The sequence below is a fragment of the Pseudomonas sp. zfem004 genome (assembly GCF_032621715.1).
In the GTDB taxonomy this organism is placed as follows: Bacteria; Pseudomonadota; Gammaproteobacteria; order Pseudomonadales; family Pseudomonadaceae; genus Aquipseudomonas; species Aquipseudomonas sichuanensis.
Genome location: NZ_JAVYJF010000007.1, coordinates 72,563 through 89,672 on the forward strand (window position 1 = coordinate 72,563; position 17,110 = coordinate 89,672).

General features: G+C 60.9%; 7 protein-coding genes. 6 read left to right on the forward strand and 1 reads right to left on the reverse strand.

From position 1 onward, the window contains the following. Positions 1-103: 103 nt before the first annotated feature. Together RTH46_RS09710 and RTH46_RS09715 are read left to right on the forward strand one after the other, a co-directional pair. On the forward strand, positions 104-9,163 hold the full coding sequence (locus RTH46_RS09710; protein WP_316905560.1) for a neuraminidase-like domain-containing protein: 9,060 nt from the start codon (positions 104-106) through the stop codon (positions 9,161-9,163). Positions 9,164-9,276: 113 nt separating this feature from the next. Continuing rightward, positions 9,277-9,483, forward strand: a complete 207-nt coding sequence (locus RTH46_RS09715; RefSeq protein WP_316905561.1) for a hypothetical protein — start codon at positions 9,277-9,279, stop codon at positions 9,481-9,483. A gap of 58 nt (positions 9,484-9,541) precedes the next feature. Here the strand turns inward: RTH46_RS09715 and RTH46_RS09720 are convergent, their stop codons facing one another. Next, positions 9,542-11,215 carry an AMP-binding protein gene (locus tag RTH46_RS09720; protein WP_316905562.1) on the reverse strand — a complete coding sequence of 558 codons (1,674 nt, stop codon included), beginning with the start codon at positions 11,213-11,215 and terminating at the stop codon, positions 9,542-9,544. A 310-nt stretch (positions 11,216-11,525) separates the two neighbouring features. Here RTH46_RS09720 and RTH46_RS09725 point away from each other — a divergent pair, with 310 nt between their 5' ends. From RTH46_RS09725 to RTH46_RS09740, 4 genes are read left to right on the forward strand one after another with little or no spacing between them, the layout of a single operon-like run. Continuing rightward, a complete protein-coding gene (locus tag RTH46_RS09725; RefSeq protein ID WP_316905563.1) occupies positions 11,526-12,689 on the forward strand; it encodes an isovaleryl-CoA dehydrogenase in 1,164 nt (387 codons plus the stop codon). 19 nt (positions 12,690-12,708) lie between these two features. Then, positions 12,709-14,316 (forward strand): carboxyl transferase domain-containing protein, encoded by a 1,608-nt coding sequence (locus RTH46_RS09730; RefSeq protein WP_316905564.1) that lies wholly within the window; start codon positions 12,709-12,711, stop codon positions 14,314-14,316. A 3-nt stretch (positions 14,317-14,319) separates the two neighbouring features. Continuing rightward, entirely contained in the window at positions 14,320-15,135 is an 816-nt protein-coding gene (locus tag RTH46_RS09735; RefSeq protein WP_316905565.1) for a gamma-carboxygeranoyl-CoA hydratase, read from the forward strand. Next, positions 15,132-17,084 (forward strand): acetyl/propionyl/methylcrotonyl-CoA carboxylase subunit alpha, encoded by a 1,953-nt coding sequence (locus RTH46_RS09740; protein ID WP_153786542.1) that lies wholly within the window; start codon positions 15,132-15,134, stop codon positions 17,082-17,084. Before RTH46_RS09735 ends, RTH46_RS09740 begins: the two co-directional genes overlap by 4 nt. The last annotated feature ends 26 nt before the right edge of the window (positions 17,085-17,110 follow it).

Below are 17,110 nucleotides of genomic sequence, written 5' to 3' on the forward strand. Positions count from 1 at the left end.
CGCCACCTGGCATTTTTGCCAGGTGTTCAACCTGAGCACTGAGCGTAGCGTCGACTCACCTGCCTGATCAAATAGGGTCAACGCTCAGCCAAGGACTTGCGTGATGAACGACAATTCAAGCCAAAGCGACTACCAAGCACACGCCACCCGCACAGACTCGGCCACCTACATGAGCCTGTTCGCGGACGATCAAACCCGCTGTGCACCTGGCGCGTTGATGGCCAACAACAACCGCTTGGCCTACCTCGTTCACCTGAAGGAATTGATCCAGGCTTTCGAGGTGCGAGCAGATGTCGCCGCGCCGATCACGTTGCAGAAGCGGCGCCCCGACTTGCTCGCACTCAAACTGGAAGAAAAGAACACGAGGAAGTCGCTGCCCAAGGTGAAACTGGTGCTCAACTTGCTGGAAAGCAGGGCACAGGAGGCACTGTCGACGCAACAGACACTGCAGCAGGCGGTTTGCGAGGGAATCTATCAGGGCAACGTGCCGTTCCATCATGCCTGGGAGTCAATCAAAGCCACGTTGACCGCCAGGAATCTTGACCTTGGGGAGATGCTGCGCCGCAGTAACCTTGGCTACCCCGCCTTCGCGTTCGATAACCTCGCCAATGCCGAACAGCGCTTGGCGACGCGTTTGGACTGTGGCTTTTCGCCTCAGTTGCAGGCGCTGCTGCTGGAAGGCGAAAGCACGGATGCAGTCTTCTACAAGCTGCATTTCCAGTCCGAAGCCAGCAAGCCGCTGGACTTGCTCAACACCAGCCGCGCGCTGACCAAGGCGCTGGGGTTGACCCGTCGGGAGCTGCGCAAATTGCTGGCCGTCAACGCCATTGGCAAGGACGGGACCTCTGTACGGCGCAGCGTCAACGCCACCGCCAAGTCACTGGCCGCCCCATCGAGCCAGGTGCATGGCGCTGCGTTCATCAACAACGCGGGCAAACCCTTGTACCTCACCGAGCTGAACGCCACGGGAAACGACAAGAAGACGGTGGAAATCACCGGGCTCGCCCGCCCTCACCTGGACCGACTGCAACGCATCCTGCGCCTGCAACGCGCCCTGGCGTTGAGCGCTGACGAGACCGATGCTCTGGTCATGGCCGCACTGCGTGCCGAGGGCCAGTCCAGCAACTATCGCCTGACCAGTAATACATTGCGCGCCTTGGGGTTGTTCCGGCACCTGCAACAGAAGTTCGGGGTTACGCCATGGCAGTACGCCGCGTTCCTCGATCAGGTTTCTCCCTATGCCACCGACCAGAAGGAATCGTTCTACGACAAGTTGTTCATCCCCTCTAACCGTGACGAAGAAGCGCCCAGGGCACCGGCGCTGTTACTGGACGACGGCGAGTTCGACCCCAACGCCTCCAGTGGTGACGATGCGCTGACCATCGAACAGCTCTGCCAGGCACTGAAGGTGGACGTCATCCTGTTGCGTGTCACGCTTGAGTGGGTCACCACGGCCCAGGGACTGCGCAAGCCCAAACGATCGCTTGAGGTGATCTCGGCCTGCTACCGGATCATCACGCTCTCTCGCCTGTTCGGCACGTCACCCCTGCAAGGCCTGACCCTGCTCGGGTTGTTGATGGATGAGCAGCCAGCGTACCGCCAGCAACTGGCTGGCAAGCCAAGCTTGTTGGGAGAAACCAACCAGCCCGATCTCGTCGATGTGCTCATTGGAATGATGGACGCCATGGCATGGCTGCAGAAACAGGGGCTGGACGCCGTGCAGCTGGCCATGACCTTGCGTCAACGAGTGCCATTGACCTCCACCCTCTGGGAGCGTGCGTTCACAACAGACACACCCACGGCGGACAACCCGGAAACGCTTCATCTCGCGCTGAGCAGAGCATTAGGGCTTGAGGACAGCAACCTCATTGAGCCCTTGCTGAAATGGGCCGTGATTGACTCCAAAAGCTTCTCCACGCGCCTCGATACCATTCGGCGAGAGTGCACGTCGGGCAAGACGGCACTCAGCCAGTTCACAGATGACGACAAGCAGACGTGGTCGATACTGCAGCGTCACAGCAACATGGTGAATCTCTTCAAGCTCAGTGCCGATGCGCTCAAACAGATCACCGTCAACCCTGGCTGGTTAGACCTCGAAGGCGCGGATAAAAACCACCATCGCGCGCTCGACCTCACCACGGTGTATCAGCTGGGCCGTTACAAGGCTGTGCTCGCCAGGTTGGGAGCAGGCAAGCTGGAACAGGATTTGCTGAAGTATTTCGCCGACGTCAACAGCAACATTAATGCCCCGTTGAAAGAGGATTCAAAAACGACCTGGGCGGCGCTAGAACTGCTGCTGGGCCAGCCCAACGGCGGCTTGGCTGACTTGGCCGCCATCACCCCCCCTACAACACTGCGCGGTCTCGACCAACTGCAGCGCCTGCTGGAGATCGCAGGCGGGCAGCAACTGTCGGTGAACTCCCTGCTCGAATTGAGCAAGTTGCGGCAAGCCACGGACTACACCACTTTCCAGCAAGCGGCCGTCGTTCTGCGCCGGGCCTGCACTAGCAAGCAACGCAAAGCGCTCGATGCGCAACTAAGCCTCGCCTGGCGCGACGCACTGATGCACTGGATGCTGGCGTACTGGGCGTCCAAGGATGCGGCGCGTAGTTGGGTGAACAGCCCGCAGACACTGGCCGATTACCTGCTGATCGACCTTCAGGTCTCCCACGAGCCACTGACGACTCGCGTGTTGTCGGCCATCGCCAGCCTGCAGCGCTACCTGCATCAGATCCATTCATGCCTGGAGAACGGTTACCGCAATACCGCTATCAGCGAGGCCGAGCGCGACGAGTGGGAGAACTTCTCCAGCAGCTACGAGCGCTGGAAATTGCGCAAGGATGCGCAGAACGAGCCACAGAACTACATCGACCCCACCCGCCGCCAACGCAAGACCACGGCGTTTAAGGACCTTGAGATGCTGCTGGCCCAGGGCAAGTGCCAGCCCGAGGACGTTCAGACCGCCATGCTCGCCTACCTGAGCACCTTCGAGAAGCTCAGCAATATCCAACCCATTTCGGCCTATGCCGATGGCACGTCGCCGTTGACCGACACCTATCACTTCATCGGCAAGACCAACGTCGAGCCGGTGGAGTACTACTGGCGCACGTTGGACATGTCCCAGCGCGATCAGGACAACGCGCCGAGCATGCTGGCGTGGGGGGAATGGGAGAAGATCAGCTTGTCGGTCGGCGGGCAGGTGGCGTTGACGCCGTTGCCCAAGACAGCGCCCCAGTCGGCCGAAGCAGGCCCGGCGCCGGCTACAGCAGCATCGGTAGAAAAAGCCAAGATGGCGCAACAGGTGGGCCCGAGCAAACCTCAGGAACAGCGTACACACGTCGAGTTGATCAGGCCGGTAGTCATCGTCGGCCGCCGCTATGTCCTTTGGGTCGAGCGCGAAACAACCGCGCTCGCCATGGGGCCGGACAACAAACCGAGTGAATTCTTCCCGCTTCGGGTGTGTTTTGCCTTCCAGCAGACCGATGGTGCCTGGAGCCCGCCCAACGAACTGATGCGACTGGATGGGCATGATGCGAATGGCCTGTTCCAGGCTTCACAGAATGCACCAGAAGCGGTCAGAGGCACTGCAAAAGGAAACCCGTTTCTCAAGACCAAGGACTACATGCCAGGGCTGATGGTCATGGTCAACATCAAAGGCGATCGCCTGCATGATCCATGGCTGACTGTTTTATTGTTCGACGCAAATCTTCAACCTGCAGAAGCATCAAGCCCTCAGCGCAATGTTGATTACTTCATCAGCATGAGGGACTTGCTACTGATCGAGAACAAAGAGCTGGATGTCGAAGACAAGACCACACGGCCAATCGAGGGACAATTGGTCAATAACTGGCTCGCTTTTTTCAAGGACCCCCGAGTGGTGCAGCATCCCTATACAGGTGCCGTGATCGAGCTGGAAGAAAAAACCAGCGATGCCGTGGAGTTCACATGGGACGACGCCGTTATCAGTGAGCGTCTAGCCAACGCCTACGATACAACAAGCAAAGGCCAAGTCTACCTGGATGCCAGTCTAGCGGACGGACTAGGAGATATTGAAATCAGTGTCGATATGGACGCACTCTGGAAGGCGCGCGACACGGGTTGGGTTATGAAAGACTATTCGGTCTCGGATCCCAGAGTCGGTGACATCGCCCTTGTCAGGTTTGAAGCAACTGAAATCCAAGAAGCTGATCTTGACTATCTGTCGGGCAAACTCCTCCAGAAAGACACCATTCGCAAATACCGTGAAATCGACACCAGTTCCCAATACGGAACCGAGGGAACATATGATATAAATAAAGTCATGAGCACTTTCGACAAATCCATCAACTCCATTGACATCCCAGACGGAGAAAACCAAAAACAATTTATATGCAACAATTTCCTGCGCAGCACACTAACAATTATTGAAAAACCAAAGCACACAATACAATACAACCTTAGAATCTCAACAGCCAACAAAGACGACACCAACGCCAGCACCAATGAGACTGGAGAGACCACTATCTCCACCACCACCGCATACATTTTAACCAAAATTTCTACTCACCATTTAAAGTGTCTCATTCATGACTTTACAACCAGGGAATCCGACCCGCCCGAGAACACAACAGCAAACAAAATAGAGCTACCACACTTTAAAAATGGCACCCCTAAAAAATTAGAATTCACCCTCCAAAACTACTATCCAGAGAAAATCGAGTTTTCATGGGAACCGGAAATTTTACAAAGCCAAGTCACTGACTCCCTCTACATACCCTACCGTATCACCGCATCGTTCTCAGCGACCCGTAATGCCACTTGGACACTTCCTATTGCTGAACGCAGCAGGCTTGAAACACCCCCTTTAAAACAACTTGAAACACTGCTAAAAGAAAAGCCTTCCGCCTTTAAAAAACTTAAACAAACGCTATTGAAAGTACGCTATATCACAAGAGAAACGTTCAATCAGAAAATGAACGTAACCGGTTCACCAAGCGACGCATCTTGCCTCTCGATCACCGCCGCTATCTCCAACGCAAACCAACAAGGAAAGGCGGATGTCGTCAGTGCACTCATCAACGATGAGAAAGCAGCGCTGAAGCGTTATTTCGCAGCGGACGAACAACTCCCGGATGACCTACTGGACGCAGTTCTACGCCTTTACCACTTCACTCCCGACATTTGCCGACGCATTCTTTTATACATCGACCCACAGCACCTAATGACTTTCGAGGACGTGATTCAACCCAACGGCAAGAGCCAGGCAAAGTTCCTCTGCCCTCTCAACCGAGATGTCACTCAAATCACCTTGAAACTGACACTGCTCAACCCCTTGAACGACACCGAGGTCATCGGCACGGCAACCCGTGCCTATACCCTGCGCGATCTGGGCGACGACGCCGTCCCAAGCGTTACGCTCAGGCGCAACGATGAGCAAGTGATCTACCTGGACCTGAAAGAAGCCAACGACAAGCTCGCGACGAACCTGCCACGCATGCCCGACAGCCTGCGGATCAATACCTTGTTCGGCAAACAACTGGTCGCCTTGGCCACACAGTCGGTTCAGAAGACCCTGTCCTGGGAGGCCCAGCATCTGCGTGAGCCACATCTTGAACCGGGCAGCAAGCCCAGCACGGTCGACTTTCGCGGTGCCAACGGCCTGTATTTCTGGGAACTGTTCTTCCACGTCCCCTTCCTGGTGGCCTGGCTGCAACGCCAGAATCGCGAGTACAGCCAGGCCTGGCGTTGGTGCACACGCCATTTGTTCGACCCTTATCGCAATTGGACACCCGAGGGTAACCACCCGCCGCTGTTCTGGCTCACCCGACCGTTGCTGGGACGCGCCGCCTTCGCGGCCCCCGGCGAGGCGAACGACCCTGACTTGCTGGCCTACGCCGAGCCCGAGCGCTATCGCAAGGCGTTGCACCTGTTCGTGGTGGAGAGCTGGCAACGCCAAGGTGATGACCGGTACCGCCTGCTCACCCTGGATTCACTGATCGATGCCGCTCTGTGCTACGACAAAGCCCTGCGCCTGATCGGTGTGCTACCCGAGAACCTCTCCACCGCTCCGCTGCAAGCACCGTCGCTGGACGACGCAAGGACCGACAGCTTCACCCCGCCCCTCAACAACAAACTGGTCGAGCTACGTAATCTGTTGCGCAACCGCCAGTTCAACCTGAGACACGGCTTGAGCCTGGACGGCAAACCTGCGTCGATCATGATTGCCCCCGAGTTCCTTGATCAAGTTGCGATGGGGTATGGCGGCAGCAGTCAGGACTCAGCCTCCCCTGCCTACGGTTCCAGAAAAATCCCACCTTGCCGTTATGACAAAGTGCGGCAATGCGCTGGGGAAGCCGTACAACAGTTGATTGCCATGGGCCAGACACTCAGGGGGTTATACGATACCGAGGCTTCGCAACAATTGGCCTTGCTTGGGAAACGCAATTTTATCGAATTGCTGGACTTTCCGAAGCAACTGCAGGAGCAGGCTCTGGAGCTAGCCAGACGCGAACGAGACACCGTTTTGGAAAGTCAGAAGTTGATCCGACAACGCCTGAGTTACTATCAGGAACTGCTGGACGTCGGCGTGAAACCCCTGGAGGAAACTGCCCAGAAACTCGCAGGCCAGTCTGTAACCCTTCGCGCTGTCGCAGTACCTTACTACTTCGCCACCAGCGTTGCGGCCCTCGCGCCTACAATCTTCGGCACATCCTGGGGTGGTTTCTCCGCGGAGGAAATGCCGGAAGCATTGGCCAACGCATATGAATCGATAGCAGAAACACTCGAAACCAAAAGCAACCAGTTCGATAAGCAAGCCGAATACCAATTGCGTGCCAAGCAATGGCAATACGAAGTCGAACAATCCACCTATGAGCTCAAAGTGCTCGACAAGCAACTACTCGAACGGGACGTGCATATTCGCGCGGCCCGCATCGCGGTACAAGAAGCCCGGGGCACCCAGGCCGCCCACCGTGCCGAACTGGAACTCATGACATCGGTTTTCGCCAGCCACCACACTTACCTCTGGCTAATCGGCCGGATGTCGGAGCTTTACAGCGCCGCCTACGATGCCACATTGTCGCTATGCCTGATGGCCGAGGCATGCCTGCAATACGAACTGGGCAATTTCAACGACACTTGGATCAAGACCAACGGCTGGCTCGACAACTGGCGCGGCATGCTCGCCGGCGAGGCACTGCAGCGCGACCTGATACAGATGGATGTGGCGGCTCTGCGCGATAGCGTTCGGCCCCTGGATATCCGTAAAGACCTGAAGCTGACGAAACTCAAGGGTTGGACCAAGCAGCAGTTGCTCGACGCGCTGGTGAAGAATGAGATCTTCTTCGAACTGGCCCCCTGGCACTTCGACGAAGACTTTCCCGGCCATTACCTGCGCCGAATCGAACGCATCATGGTAACTTTCGATATCACCGGGGTCCCTCCCTCCACCGCCATACCGGCCATGCTTTACCAAACCTCGAACCAAGTATTGCTGTCGGACGACCTCGACGGCGCCAAACACATGTATTTGGCCACACAGGGCAACCCTGCGGCCGTACTTCGTGATGTGCGGCCAAACCAGCACGTCGCGATCTGGTCCGCGAAAGAAGTCACCCGCAGCTTCGAATTGCAGCCATCGATCTCGGACAAGACCCGTTACCAACCCTTTGAAGGCACAGGTGTGATCTCCAGCTGGAAACTCCAGTTCCCAGGGGGAGCGATCAACAACCCTGCGCTCTACCAGGCGCCTGCCTGGATGCTCAATGACATCAATATACAAATCACCTATTCCGCAGTCGAAGGCTCGCCGAGCTTCCGCGCTGACATCAAGAACCTGTTCGACAACCGGCAATCTAGCAAGCAGGACAACTCCGAGGCAGTAGAGGCCGACAAATTGGGCAACACCGACAATGCCCTCGTTACAGCCAAGGAAGCCGAACAAGCAGCCATTGCTGCCTTTGCAAAGGCACAGGCAGCGGTCAATGAGCCAGTGCTGCAAATCCCCGAGGCTGCCGCGCAGGCCCTCAAGGCGAACGAGGCAAAAGATACGGCGGACAAGGCCGCCAAGGCTGCGACCGCCGCTCGGCTCGCCACCGAAACGGCGGCCAAGGCTGGCAAGGTGGACGTGGCCAATACCGAAGCACAGAAGGCCCTGGAGGCAGCCGAGAATGCGATCGCTGCCGCGAAAGCCGCCGACGATGCGCTCGTTGCTGCCAAGGGCGCCGCGAACAAACGCAAGGCAGAGGCAGCCGCCACTGCAGCCCGCACGGCCGAACAGCAAGCCGTCAAGGCCCTCGATGCCGCCATCGCCGATGCCGATGCTCCGGTACTGAAAGCCCCTTGGGCCAAGGATTGGGCCAGCAAGGCCAGCGATGCCGTCACCAATGCGCGAACAGCAGTCGCCGAGGCGAATACTGCGGCGCAAAACGCACAAGCCGCAGCCTTGTCCGCCGATGCTGATAGCGCAGCCATTGAAAGCGACAAAGCCGTAGAGGCTGCCGAAAGGGCCAAGACGGCGGCAAAAATAGCCGCCGACGCCCGGACACAAGCCGAAACCCAGGCCCGCCAGTCCGTGACGTTCTTCGGCTTGCTGCAGACGATCAGTGCGAGTCGGACCTATGCCGAAGTAACGACCCTGCTCGCCACGATTGCCTCGAAAAAAGCGGCCGCCAGGGACGAGAAGGTAATAAACGCCCTGCGAAACGCCCAGGTCTACGCATTGGTCTGGGGCGTTTACCTGGCAGACAAGGCTGACGCGGATACGGCGGCCATTGCTGTGAAAACCGATGCCGCGGCGGCCGACGCTAAAACCGCTGTTACTGATGCAAGAGCGGCGGAAGATGCGTATTACGAGGCAAAACTCACGAACGCTGACATTCAGTGGGTTGCCGAAGCGATCAAAGTGTATGAGAGCACCAAAGTAAAACAAGAACGCTTGGCCGCGACCGTGAAAGTATATATTAACAAAGCGCTATGCCTCTCTCGTGTAAGCCTTGGCGAAAACTACACCCACACCGGCACAATCAAAAACTTCAATGAGCAGGAAAGAACGTTTGAACTCGAGGATACAGTTGAAAACTTCACGTATCTAATCGACTTTTCTAAACTGACAAGCGTCAATGCTCCTCCGGCTCGACTGAATGTGCTTTCGCTTGACTGGGAGGATATTTATTTATGGCATTGACACGCCCACATCAAACGCCAGCGCCGAATAGTACCTGACATTTTTTGTCAGTAGCCTAAGCGGCCAACCGCCGTCACAGTGACTCACCCAGATCAACCAAGAGGGAAATTAAAATGACAAAGAAAGATGAACTCAAGTCACTCCTCGCCGCCAAATACGATATGCAAGTCGAGGACATCCTAGACACCACAATGATCATCGATATCATCGGCGGCAAAAGAGACCTCGCGGCCAACTTGAAGGAAAAATTCGATGTCGAGCTTTCCGTCAGCGACCTGGAAAACGCCAGTGACGTCAGCGACTTGGCAGAGCTGTTGTAGCTCAGACTGAAACACGCTTCCTTGTTCAGCCCTGTCGGCTGAGCAAGGAAGCTTTGACTCATCGTTGCGCAAGCTCCTCGACACTGATCTCACGCATCCTGAACTTCTGCACCTTCCCGGTCACCGTCATCGGGAACTCGTCGACAAAGCGGAAATGCCGAGGCGCCTTGAAATGCGCCAGGCGTGCCTTGCACCACTGCTGCAATTCATCGGCCGTGGCGCTGTGCCCAGGGTGCAGGCGAATCCACGCCACCACTTCCTCGCCGTACTTGCTGCACGGGATCCCTACCACCTGCGCCTCGGCCACCGCTGGGTGGGTGTGGAAGAACTCCTCCAGCTCACGCGGATAGATGTTCTCGCCGCCGCGAATGATCATGTCCTTGTTGCGCCCGACGATGCGCACGTAACCCTGATCGTCCATCACGGCCAGGTCACCGGTGCGCATCCAGCGGGCCGGATCGATGGCGTCATGGGTGGCCTGCAGGTTGTCCCAGTAGCCGAGCATCACGCTGTAGCCCCGCGTGCACAGTTCGCCGATCTGGCCACGCGGGACGATGCAGCCGTCGGCGTCCACCAGCTTGGTTTCCAGCTGCGGCTGGGTGCGACCGACCGTGGTCACGCGCAGTTCCAGTTCATCATCCGGGCCGGTCTGCAGCGACACCGGGCTGGTCTCGGTCATGCCGTAGGCGATCTGCACCTCGGCCATGTGCATCTGCTCGATGACCTTGCGCATCACCTCGATCGGGCAGGTGGCGCCGGCCATGATGCCGCTGCGCAGGGTCGAGAGGTCCAGCTGCGGGCGCGACGGGTGGTCGAGCATGGCGATGAACATGGTCGGCACGCCGTAGAGGATGCTGGCACGCTCTTCGGCCACGGCGCGCAGGGTAAGCTCGGCGTCGAAGGCGTCGTTGGGGTAGACCATGGTGCTGCCGTGGGTGATGCAACCGAGATTGGCCATGACCATGCCGAAGCAGTGGTACAGCGGCACCGGGATCACCATGCGGTCGTGCTCGGTGAGGCCAAGGCTTGCGCCGACCATGTAGCCGTTGTTGAGGATGTTGTAGTGACTCAGGGTCGCGCCTTTAGGCGCGCCGGTGGTGCCGGAGGTGTACTGGATGTTCACTGGCTGGTCGAACTGCAGGGTGTTCTGGCGCTGCTCGAAGGTGGCGGGATCGATCTCCCCTGCCCGCCCGGCCAGCGCGGCCCAGGGCAGGAAGCCTGCGGGCGGCTCGGCGGCCAGGCTGATCACCCCGCGCAGCTCGGGCAGGCGATCGCTGTTCAATTGGCCAATCGCGTGGCTCGCCAGCTCCGGCACCAGCTCTTGCACCATGGCGTGGTAGTCGGAGGTCTTGAACGCATCGGCGCACACCAGCCAGCGGCAGCCGGACTGGCGCAGCACATACTCAAGCTCCCCCACCCGATAGGCCGGGTTGATGTTGACCAGGATCGCGCCGACCTTGGCCGTGGCCAGCTGCAGGATGCACCACTGGGCGCAGTTGGGTGCCCAGATGCCGACCCGCTCGCCGCCGGCCACGCCCAGCGCCATCAACGCCCGGGCGTGCAGTTCGACCTGTACGGCCAGTTCGCGCCAGCTGTAGCGCAGGCCTTGATGCTTTACTACCAACGCCTCGCGCTCGGCATGCCGGGCAACGGTGGCATCGAAGGCCTGGCCGATGGTCAGGGTCAGTAACGGATGGTCCTGGCGGCCGCGGGTATAGCTTGGTTGACTCATGGGTGTCCCTTCTTGTGGTTGTTCTGGGCACGACTGAAGCAAGCGGCAATTACTCTGGCGTAGATTTACGTTTACGTAAAGGTGATGAATCGATTGACAGTGCCAGAAGCCAGGTTTACGTTAACGTCAACCACGCATCACGGCGGCGAAGAGGAACGAGGTTGTGGGAGCGGGCTTGCCCCGCGATGAGGCCGGACCAGGCAACACAGCTGGCCGTTCTGACGGGCATCGCGGGGCAAGCCCGCTCCCACAACCCCGTTTCCACAAGGTCGCCGTGGTACCCGAATATCAAGAACAAGAAGGTGCCCACATGCATTACCCGACCCTGAACTTCGCCCTGGGCGAAACCATCGACATGCTCCGCGACCAGGTGCGCACCTTCGTCGCCGCCGAGCTGGCCCCGCGCGCCGCGCAAATCGACCACGACAACCTGTTCCCCGCCGACATGTGGCGCAAATTTGGCGACATGGGCCTGCTGGGCATCACCGTTTCGGAGGAGTACGGCGGCGCCGGCCTGGGCTACCTGGCCCACGTGGTGGCGATGGAAGAGATCAGCCGCGGGTCGGCATCGGTGGCCCTGTCCTACGGCGCCCACTCCAACCTGTGCGTCAACCAGATCAACCGCAACGGCACCCACGAGCAGAAACTCAAGTACCTGCCCAAGCTGATCAGCGGCGAGCACATCGGCGCCCTGGCCATGAGCGAACCCAACGCCGGCTCCGACGTGGTGTCGATGAAGCTGCGCGCCGAAAAACGCGGCGACAGCTATGTGCTCAACGGCAGCAAGACCTGGATCACCAACGGCCCCGACGCCAACACCTATGTGATCTACGCCAAGACCGACCTGGACAAGGGCCCCCACGGCATCACCGCGTTCATCGTCGAGCGCGACTGGAAGGGCTTCAGCCGCAGCAACAAGTTCGACAAGCTGGGCATGCGCGGCTCCAACACCTGCGAGCTGTTCTTCGATGACGTCGAAGTGCCAGAAGAGAACATCCTCGGCCAGCTCAACGGCGGCGTGCGGGTACTGATGAGCGGCCTGGACTACGAGCGCGTGGTGCTCTCGGGCGGTCCGACCGGCATCATGCAGAGCTGCATGGACCTGGTCGTCCCCTACATTCACGACCGCAAGCAGTTCGGCCAGAGCATCGGCGAATTCCAGCTGATCCAGGGCAAGATCGCCGACATGTACACCCAGCTCAACGCCAGCCGCGCCTACCTGTACGCCGTGGCCCAGGCCTGCGACCGTGCCGAGACCACCCGCAAGGACGCCGCCGGGGTGATCCTGTACACCGCCGAGCGCGCCACGCAGATGGCCCTGGAGGCGATCCAGATCCTCGGTGGCAACGGCTACATCAATGAGTTCCCGGCCGGGCGCCTGCTGCGCGATGCCAAGCTGTACGAGATCGGCGCCGGAACCAGCGAAATCCGCCGGATGCTGATCGGGCGCGAACTGTTCAACGAAACCCGCTGAGCATAAGGAACGGGCGCACATGGCTACCTTGCATACCCAGATCAACCCGCGCTCGGCGGAGTTCGCCGGCAACAGCGCGGCCATGCTCGAGCAGGTCACGAAACTGCGCGGCCTGCTCGCCCACATCGCGCAGGGCGGCGGGCCCAAGGCCCAGCAGCGGCACACCTCACGGGGCAAGCTGTTGCCGCGCGAGCGGATCGACCGCCTGCTCGACCCGGGCTCGGCGTTCCTCGAGATCGGCCAGCTGGCCGCCCATGAGGTGTACGGCGAAGACGTACCCGCCGCTGGCGTGATCGCCGGTATCGGCCGGGTCGAGGGCGTGGAGTGCATGATCGTGGCCAACGACGCCACGGTCAAAGGCGGCTCCTACTACCCGCTGACGGTGAAGAAGCACCTGCGCGCCCAGACCATCGCCCTGCAGAACCGCCTGCCGTGCATCTACCTGGTGGACTCCGGCGGCGCCAACCTGCCACGCCAGGACGAGGTGTTCCCCGACCGCGAGCACTTCGGGCGGATCTTCTTCAACCAGGCCAACATGAGTGCGCTGGGCATCCCGCAGATCGCCGTGGTGATGGGCTCGTGCACCGCCGGTGGCGCCTATGTGCCGGCCATGGCCGACGAGGCGATCATGGTGCGCCAGCAGGCGACCATCTTCCTGGCCGGCCCGCCCTTGGTAAAAGCGGCGACCGGTGAAGTGGTCAGCGCCGAGGACCTCGGCGGCGCCGACGTGCACTGCCGCACCAGCGGCGTGGCCGACCACTATGCCGATAACGATGAACACGCCCTGGCCATCGCCCGACGCAGCGTAGCCAACCTCAACTGGCACAAGCTCGGCAAACTGCAATGCCAGGCACCGATCGCACCACTGTATGGCGCCGAAGAGTTGTATGGCGTGGTGCCGGCCGATGCCAAGCAGCCATTCGATGTGCGCGAGGTGATTGCGCGCCTGGTCGACGGCTCGGTGTTCGATGAGTTCAAGGCGCTGTTCGGCACTACTTTGGTATGTGGCTTCGCCCACCTGCACGGCTACCCGGTGGCGATCCTGGCCAACAACGGCATCCTGTTCGCCGAAGCTGCGCAAAAAGGCGCGCACTTCATCGAGCTGGCCTGCCAGCGCGGCATCCCGTTGCTGTTCCTGCAGAACATCACCGGTTTCATGGTCGGTAAAAAGTACGAAGAAGGCGGTATCGCCAAGCACGGCGCCAAACTGGTGACCGCGGTAGCCTGCGCCCAGGTGCCGAAGTTCACGGTGATCATCGGCGGCAGCTTCGGTGCCGGCAACTATGGCATGTGCGGTCGCGCCTACGACCCGCGCTTCTTGTGGATGTGGCCCAATGCGCGCATCGGCGTGATGGGTGCCGAACAGGCGGCCGGCGTGCTGGCCCAGGTCAAGCGCGAACAGAGCGAGCGCAGCGGCGAAGTGTTCAGCCTGGAAGACGAGAAGAAGCTCAAGCAACCGATCCTCGACCAGTACGAGCACCAGGGGCACCCCTACTACTCCAGCGCCCGGCTGTGGGACGACGGCGTCATCGACCCGGCGCAGACCCGCGACGTGCTCGGCCTGGCGCTGTCCGCCGCGCTGAACGCCCCGATCGAACAGAGCCGCTTCGGCATTTTCCGGATGTGACCCATGACCGATTTCGCCACCATCGAGCTGGAACACGACCCCCGCGGCTTCACCACCCTGTGGCTGAGCCGGGAAGACAAGAACAACGCCTTCAACGCCCAGATGATCCGCGAGCTGATCGTCGCGCTGGACAAGCTGGCCGAAGACAGCAGCCTGCGCTTTTTGCTGCTGCGTGGCCGTGGCCGGCATTTCAGCGCCGGCGCCGACCTGGCCTGGATGCAGCAGTCGGCGCAACTGGACTTCAATACCAACCTCGACGACGCCCATGAACTGGGCGAGCTGATGTATGCCCTGCACCGCCTCAAGGCCCCGACCCTGGCCGTGGTGCAAGGCGCGGCCTTTGGTGGCGCGCTGGGCTTGATCAGTTGCTGCGACATGGCCATCGGCGCCGAAGACGCGCAGCTGTGCCTGTCGGAAGTGCGTATCGGCCTGGCCCCGGCGGTGATCAGCCCGTTCGTGGTCAAGGCCATCGGCGAGCGCGCCGCCCGCCGCTATGCCCTTACCGCCGAACGCTTCAGCGGTGTACGTGCCCGTGAACTGGGCCTGCTGGCCGAGGTGTACCCGGCCGGCGAACTGGACGCTCAGGTCGAAGCCTGGGTGGACAACCTGTTGCACAACAGCCCCCAGGCCCTGCGCGCCACCAAGGACCTGCTGCGCGAAGTGGACGATGGCGAGCTGAGCCCGGCCCTGCGTCGCTATTGCGAAAACACCATCGCCCGCATCCGCGTCAGCGCCGAAGGCCAGGAGGGCCTGCGCGCCTTCCTGGAAAAACGCCGCCCCGCCTGGCAAACCGAACAGAAGAAGGAACCGCGCCCATGAGCCGTCCCACGTTGACCACCCTGCTGGTCGCCAACCGCGGCGAGATCGCCTGCCGGGTGATGCGCACCGCCAAGGCCCTGGGCCTGACCACCGTGGCCGTGCACAGCGCCACCGACCGCGACGCCCGCCACAGCCGCGAAGCCGATATCCGCGTCGACCTGGGCGGCAGCAAGGCCGCCGACAGCTACCTGGTGATCGACAAGCTGATCGCCGCGGCCAAGGCCAGCGGCGCCCAGGCCATCCACCCGGGCTACGGTTTCTTGTCGGAGAACGCCGGCTTCGCTCGCGCCATCGAACAGGCCGGGCTGATCTTCCTCGGCCCACCGGCCAGCGCCATCGACGCCATGGGCAGCAAGTCGGCGGCCAAGGCGCTGATGGAGGCTGCCGGCGTGCCGCTGGTACCGGGTTACCACGGTGAAGCGCAGGATATCGACACCTTCCGCGCCGCCGCCGAACGCATCGGCTACCCGGTGCTGCTCAAGGCCAGCGCCGGCGGTGGCGGCAAGGGCATGAAGGTGGTCGAGGAGGAAAGCCAGCTGGCCGACGCCCTGGCCTCGGCCCAGCGCGAAGCGCAGTCGTCGTTCGGCGATGCCCGCATGCTGGTGGAAAAGTACGTGCTCAAGCCGCGCCATGTTGAGATCCAGGTGTTCGCCGACCAGCACGGCAATTGCCTTTACCTGAACGAGCGCGACTGCTCGATCCAGCGCCGCCACCAGAAAGTCGTGGAGGAAGCGCCAGCCCCGGGCCTGTCCCCGCAACTGCGCCAGGCCATGGGCCAGGCGGCGGTGCGCGCGGCCCAGGCCATCGGCTACGTGGGTGCTGGTACCGTGGAGTTCCTGCTCGACGCCCGTGGCGAGTTCTTCTTCATGGAGATGAACACCCGCCTGCAGGTGGAGCACCCGGTCACCGAGGCCATCACCGGCCTGGATCTGGTGGCCTGGCAGATTCGCGTCGCCTGCGGCGAAGCGCTGCCGATCACCCAGGAGCAGGTACCGCTGATCGGCCATGCCATCGAAGTGCGCCTGTACGCTGAGGATCCGGCCAACGAATTCCTGCCGGCCACCGGCACCCTGGCGCTGTACCGCGAGTCGGCGCCGGGTGAAGGGCGGCGGGTGGACAGCGGGGTCAGCGAGGGCGATGTGGTGTCGCCGTTCTACGACCCGATGCTGGGCAAGCTGATTGCCTGGGGCCAGGACCGCGAGCAGGCGCGCCTGCGGCTGCTGGCGATGCTCGATGAGTTCGCCATCGGTGGCTTGAAGACCAACATTGCCTTCCTGCGCCGTATCCTTGCCCACCCGGCGTTTGCTGCGGCGGAGCTGGACACAGGGTTCATTCCACGTCATCAGGAGGTTCTGCTGCCGGCGGTTGAAGCCTTGCCCGCGCCGTTCTGGGAAGCTGCCGCCGAAGCCTGGCTGCAAAGCGCGCCGGCCCTGCAACGCCAGGACGACCCGGCCTCGCCGTGGGCTGCCCGCGAGGGGCTGCGCCTGGGGCTGCCAGCGCGTAGCAGCCTGCATTTGCAGTGTGAGGGGCATGAGCAGGCGGTCGCCCTGGAGCGCACTGCGCCGTCTAACTACCAGCTTGTTGGGGAACAGCTGTGCCACGACCAGGGCGGCATCCGTCGTCGCCATCTGGCCGTGCGCCGGGGCGGTACCCTGTACCTGCAGTGGCAGGGTGAGTTGCATGCCGTCAGCGTGCATGACCCGATTGCTGCCGCTGAGGCCAGCCACAGCCATCAGGGCGGGCTCGGTGCGCCGATGAACGGCAGTATCGTGCGGGTGCTGGTGGAGCCGGGGCAGGTGGTGGAGGCAGGCACCGCGTTGGTGGTGCTGGAGGCGATGAAGATGGAGCACAGCATTCGGGCGCCACATGGCGGGACGGTGAAGGCGCTGTTCTGTCAGGAGGGGGATATGGTCAGCGAGGGGACAGTGCTGGTCGAACTAGAGGAATAGGTCGCCAGGACCTTATCGCGGGGCAA

Excerpts from the sequence above, each read along its gene's own strand:
- RTH46_RS09710 (WP_316905560.1), top strand. The coding sequence starts at position 104 with ATGAACGACAATTCAAGCCAAAGCGACTACCAAGCACACGCCACCCGC.
- RTH46_RS09715 (WP_316905561.1), top strand. The coding sequence starts at position 9,277 with ATGACAAAGAAAGATGAACTCAAGTCACTCCTCGCCGCCAAATACGAT.
- RTH46_RS09720 (WP_316905562.1), bottom strand. The coding sequence starts at position 11,215 with ATGAGTCAACCAAGCTATACCCGCGGCCGCCAGGACCATCCGTTACTG.
- RTH46_RS09725 (WP_316905563.1), top strand. The coding sequence starts at position 11,526 with ATGCATTACCCGACCCTGAACTTCGCCCTGGGCGAAACCATCGACATG.
- RTH46_RS09730 (WP_316905564.1), top strand. The coding sequence starts at position 12,709 with ATGGCTACCTTGCATACCCAGATCAACCCGCGCTCGGCGGAGTTCGCC.
- RTH46_RS09735 (WP_316905565.1), top strand. The coding sequence starts at position 14,320 with ATGACCGATTTCGCCACCATCGAGCTGGAACACGACCCCCGCGGCTTC.
- RTH46_RS09740 (WP_153786542.1), top strand. The coding sequence starts at position 15,132 with ATGAGCCGTCCCACGTTGACCACCCTGCTGGTCGCCAACCGCGGCGAG.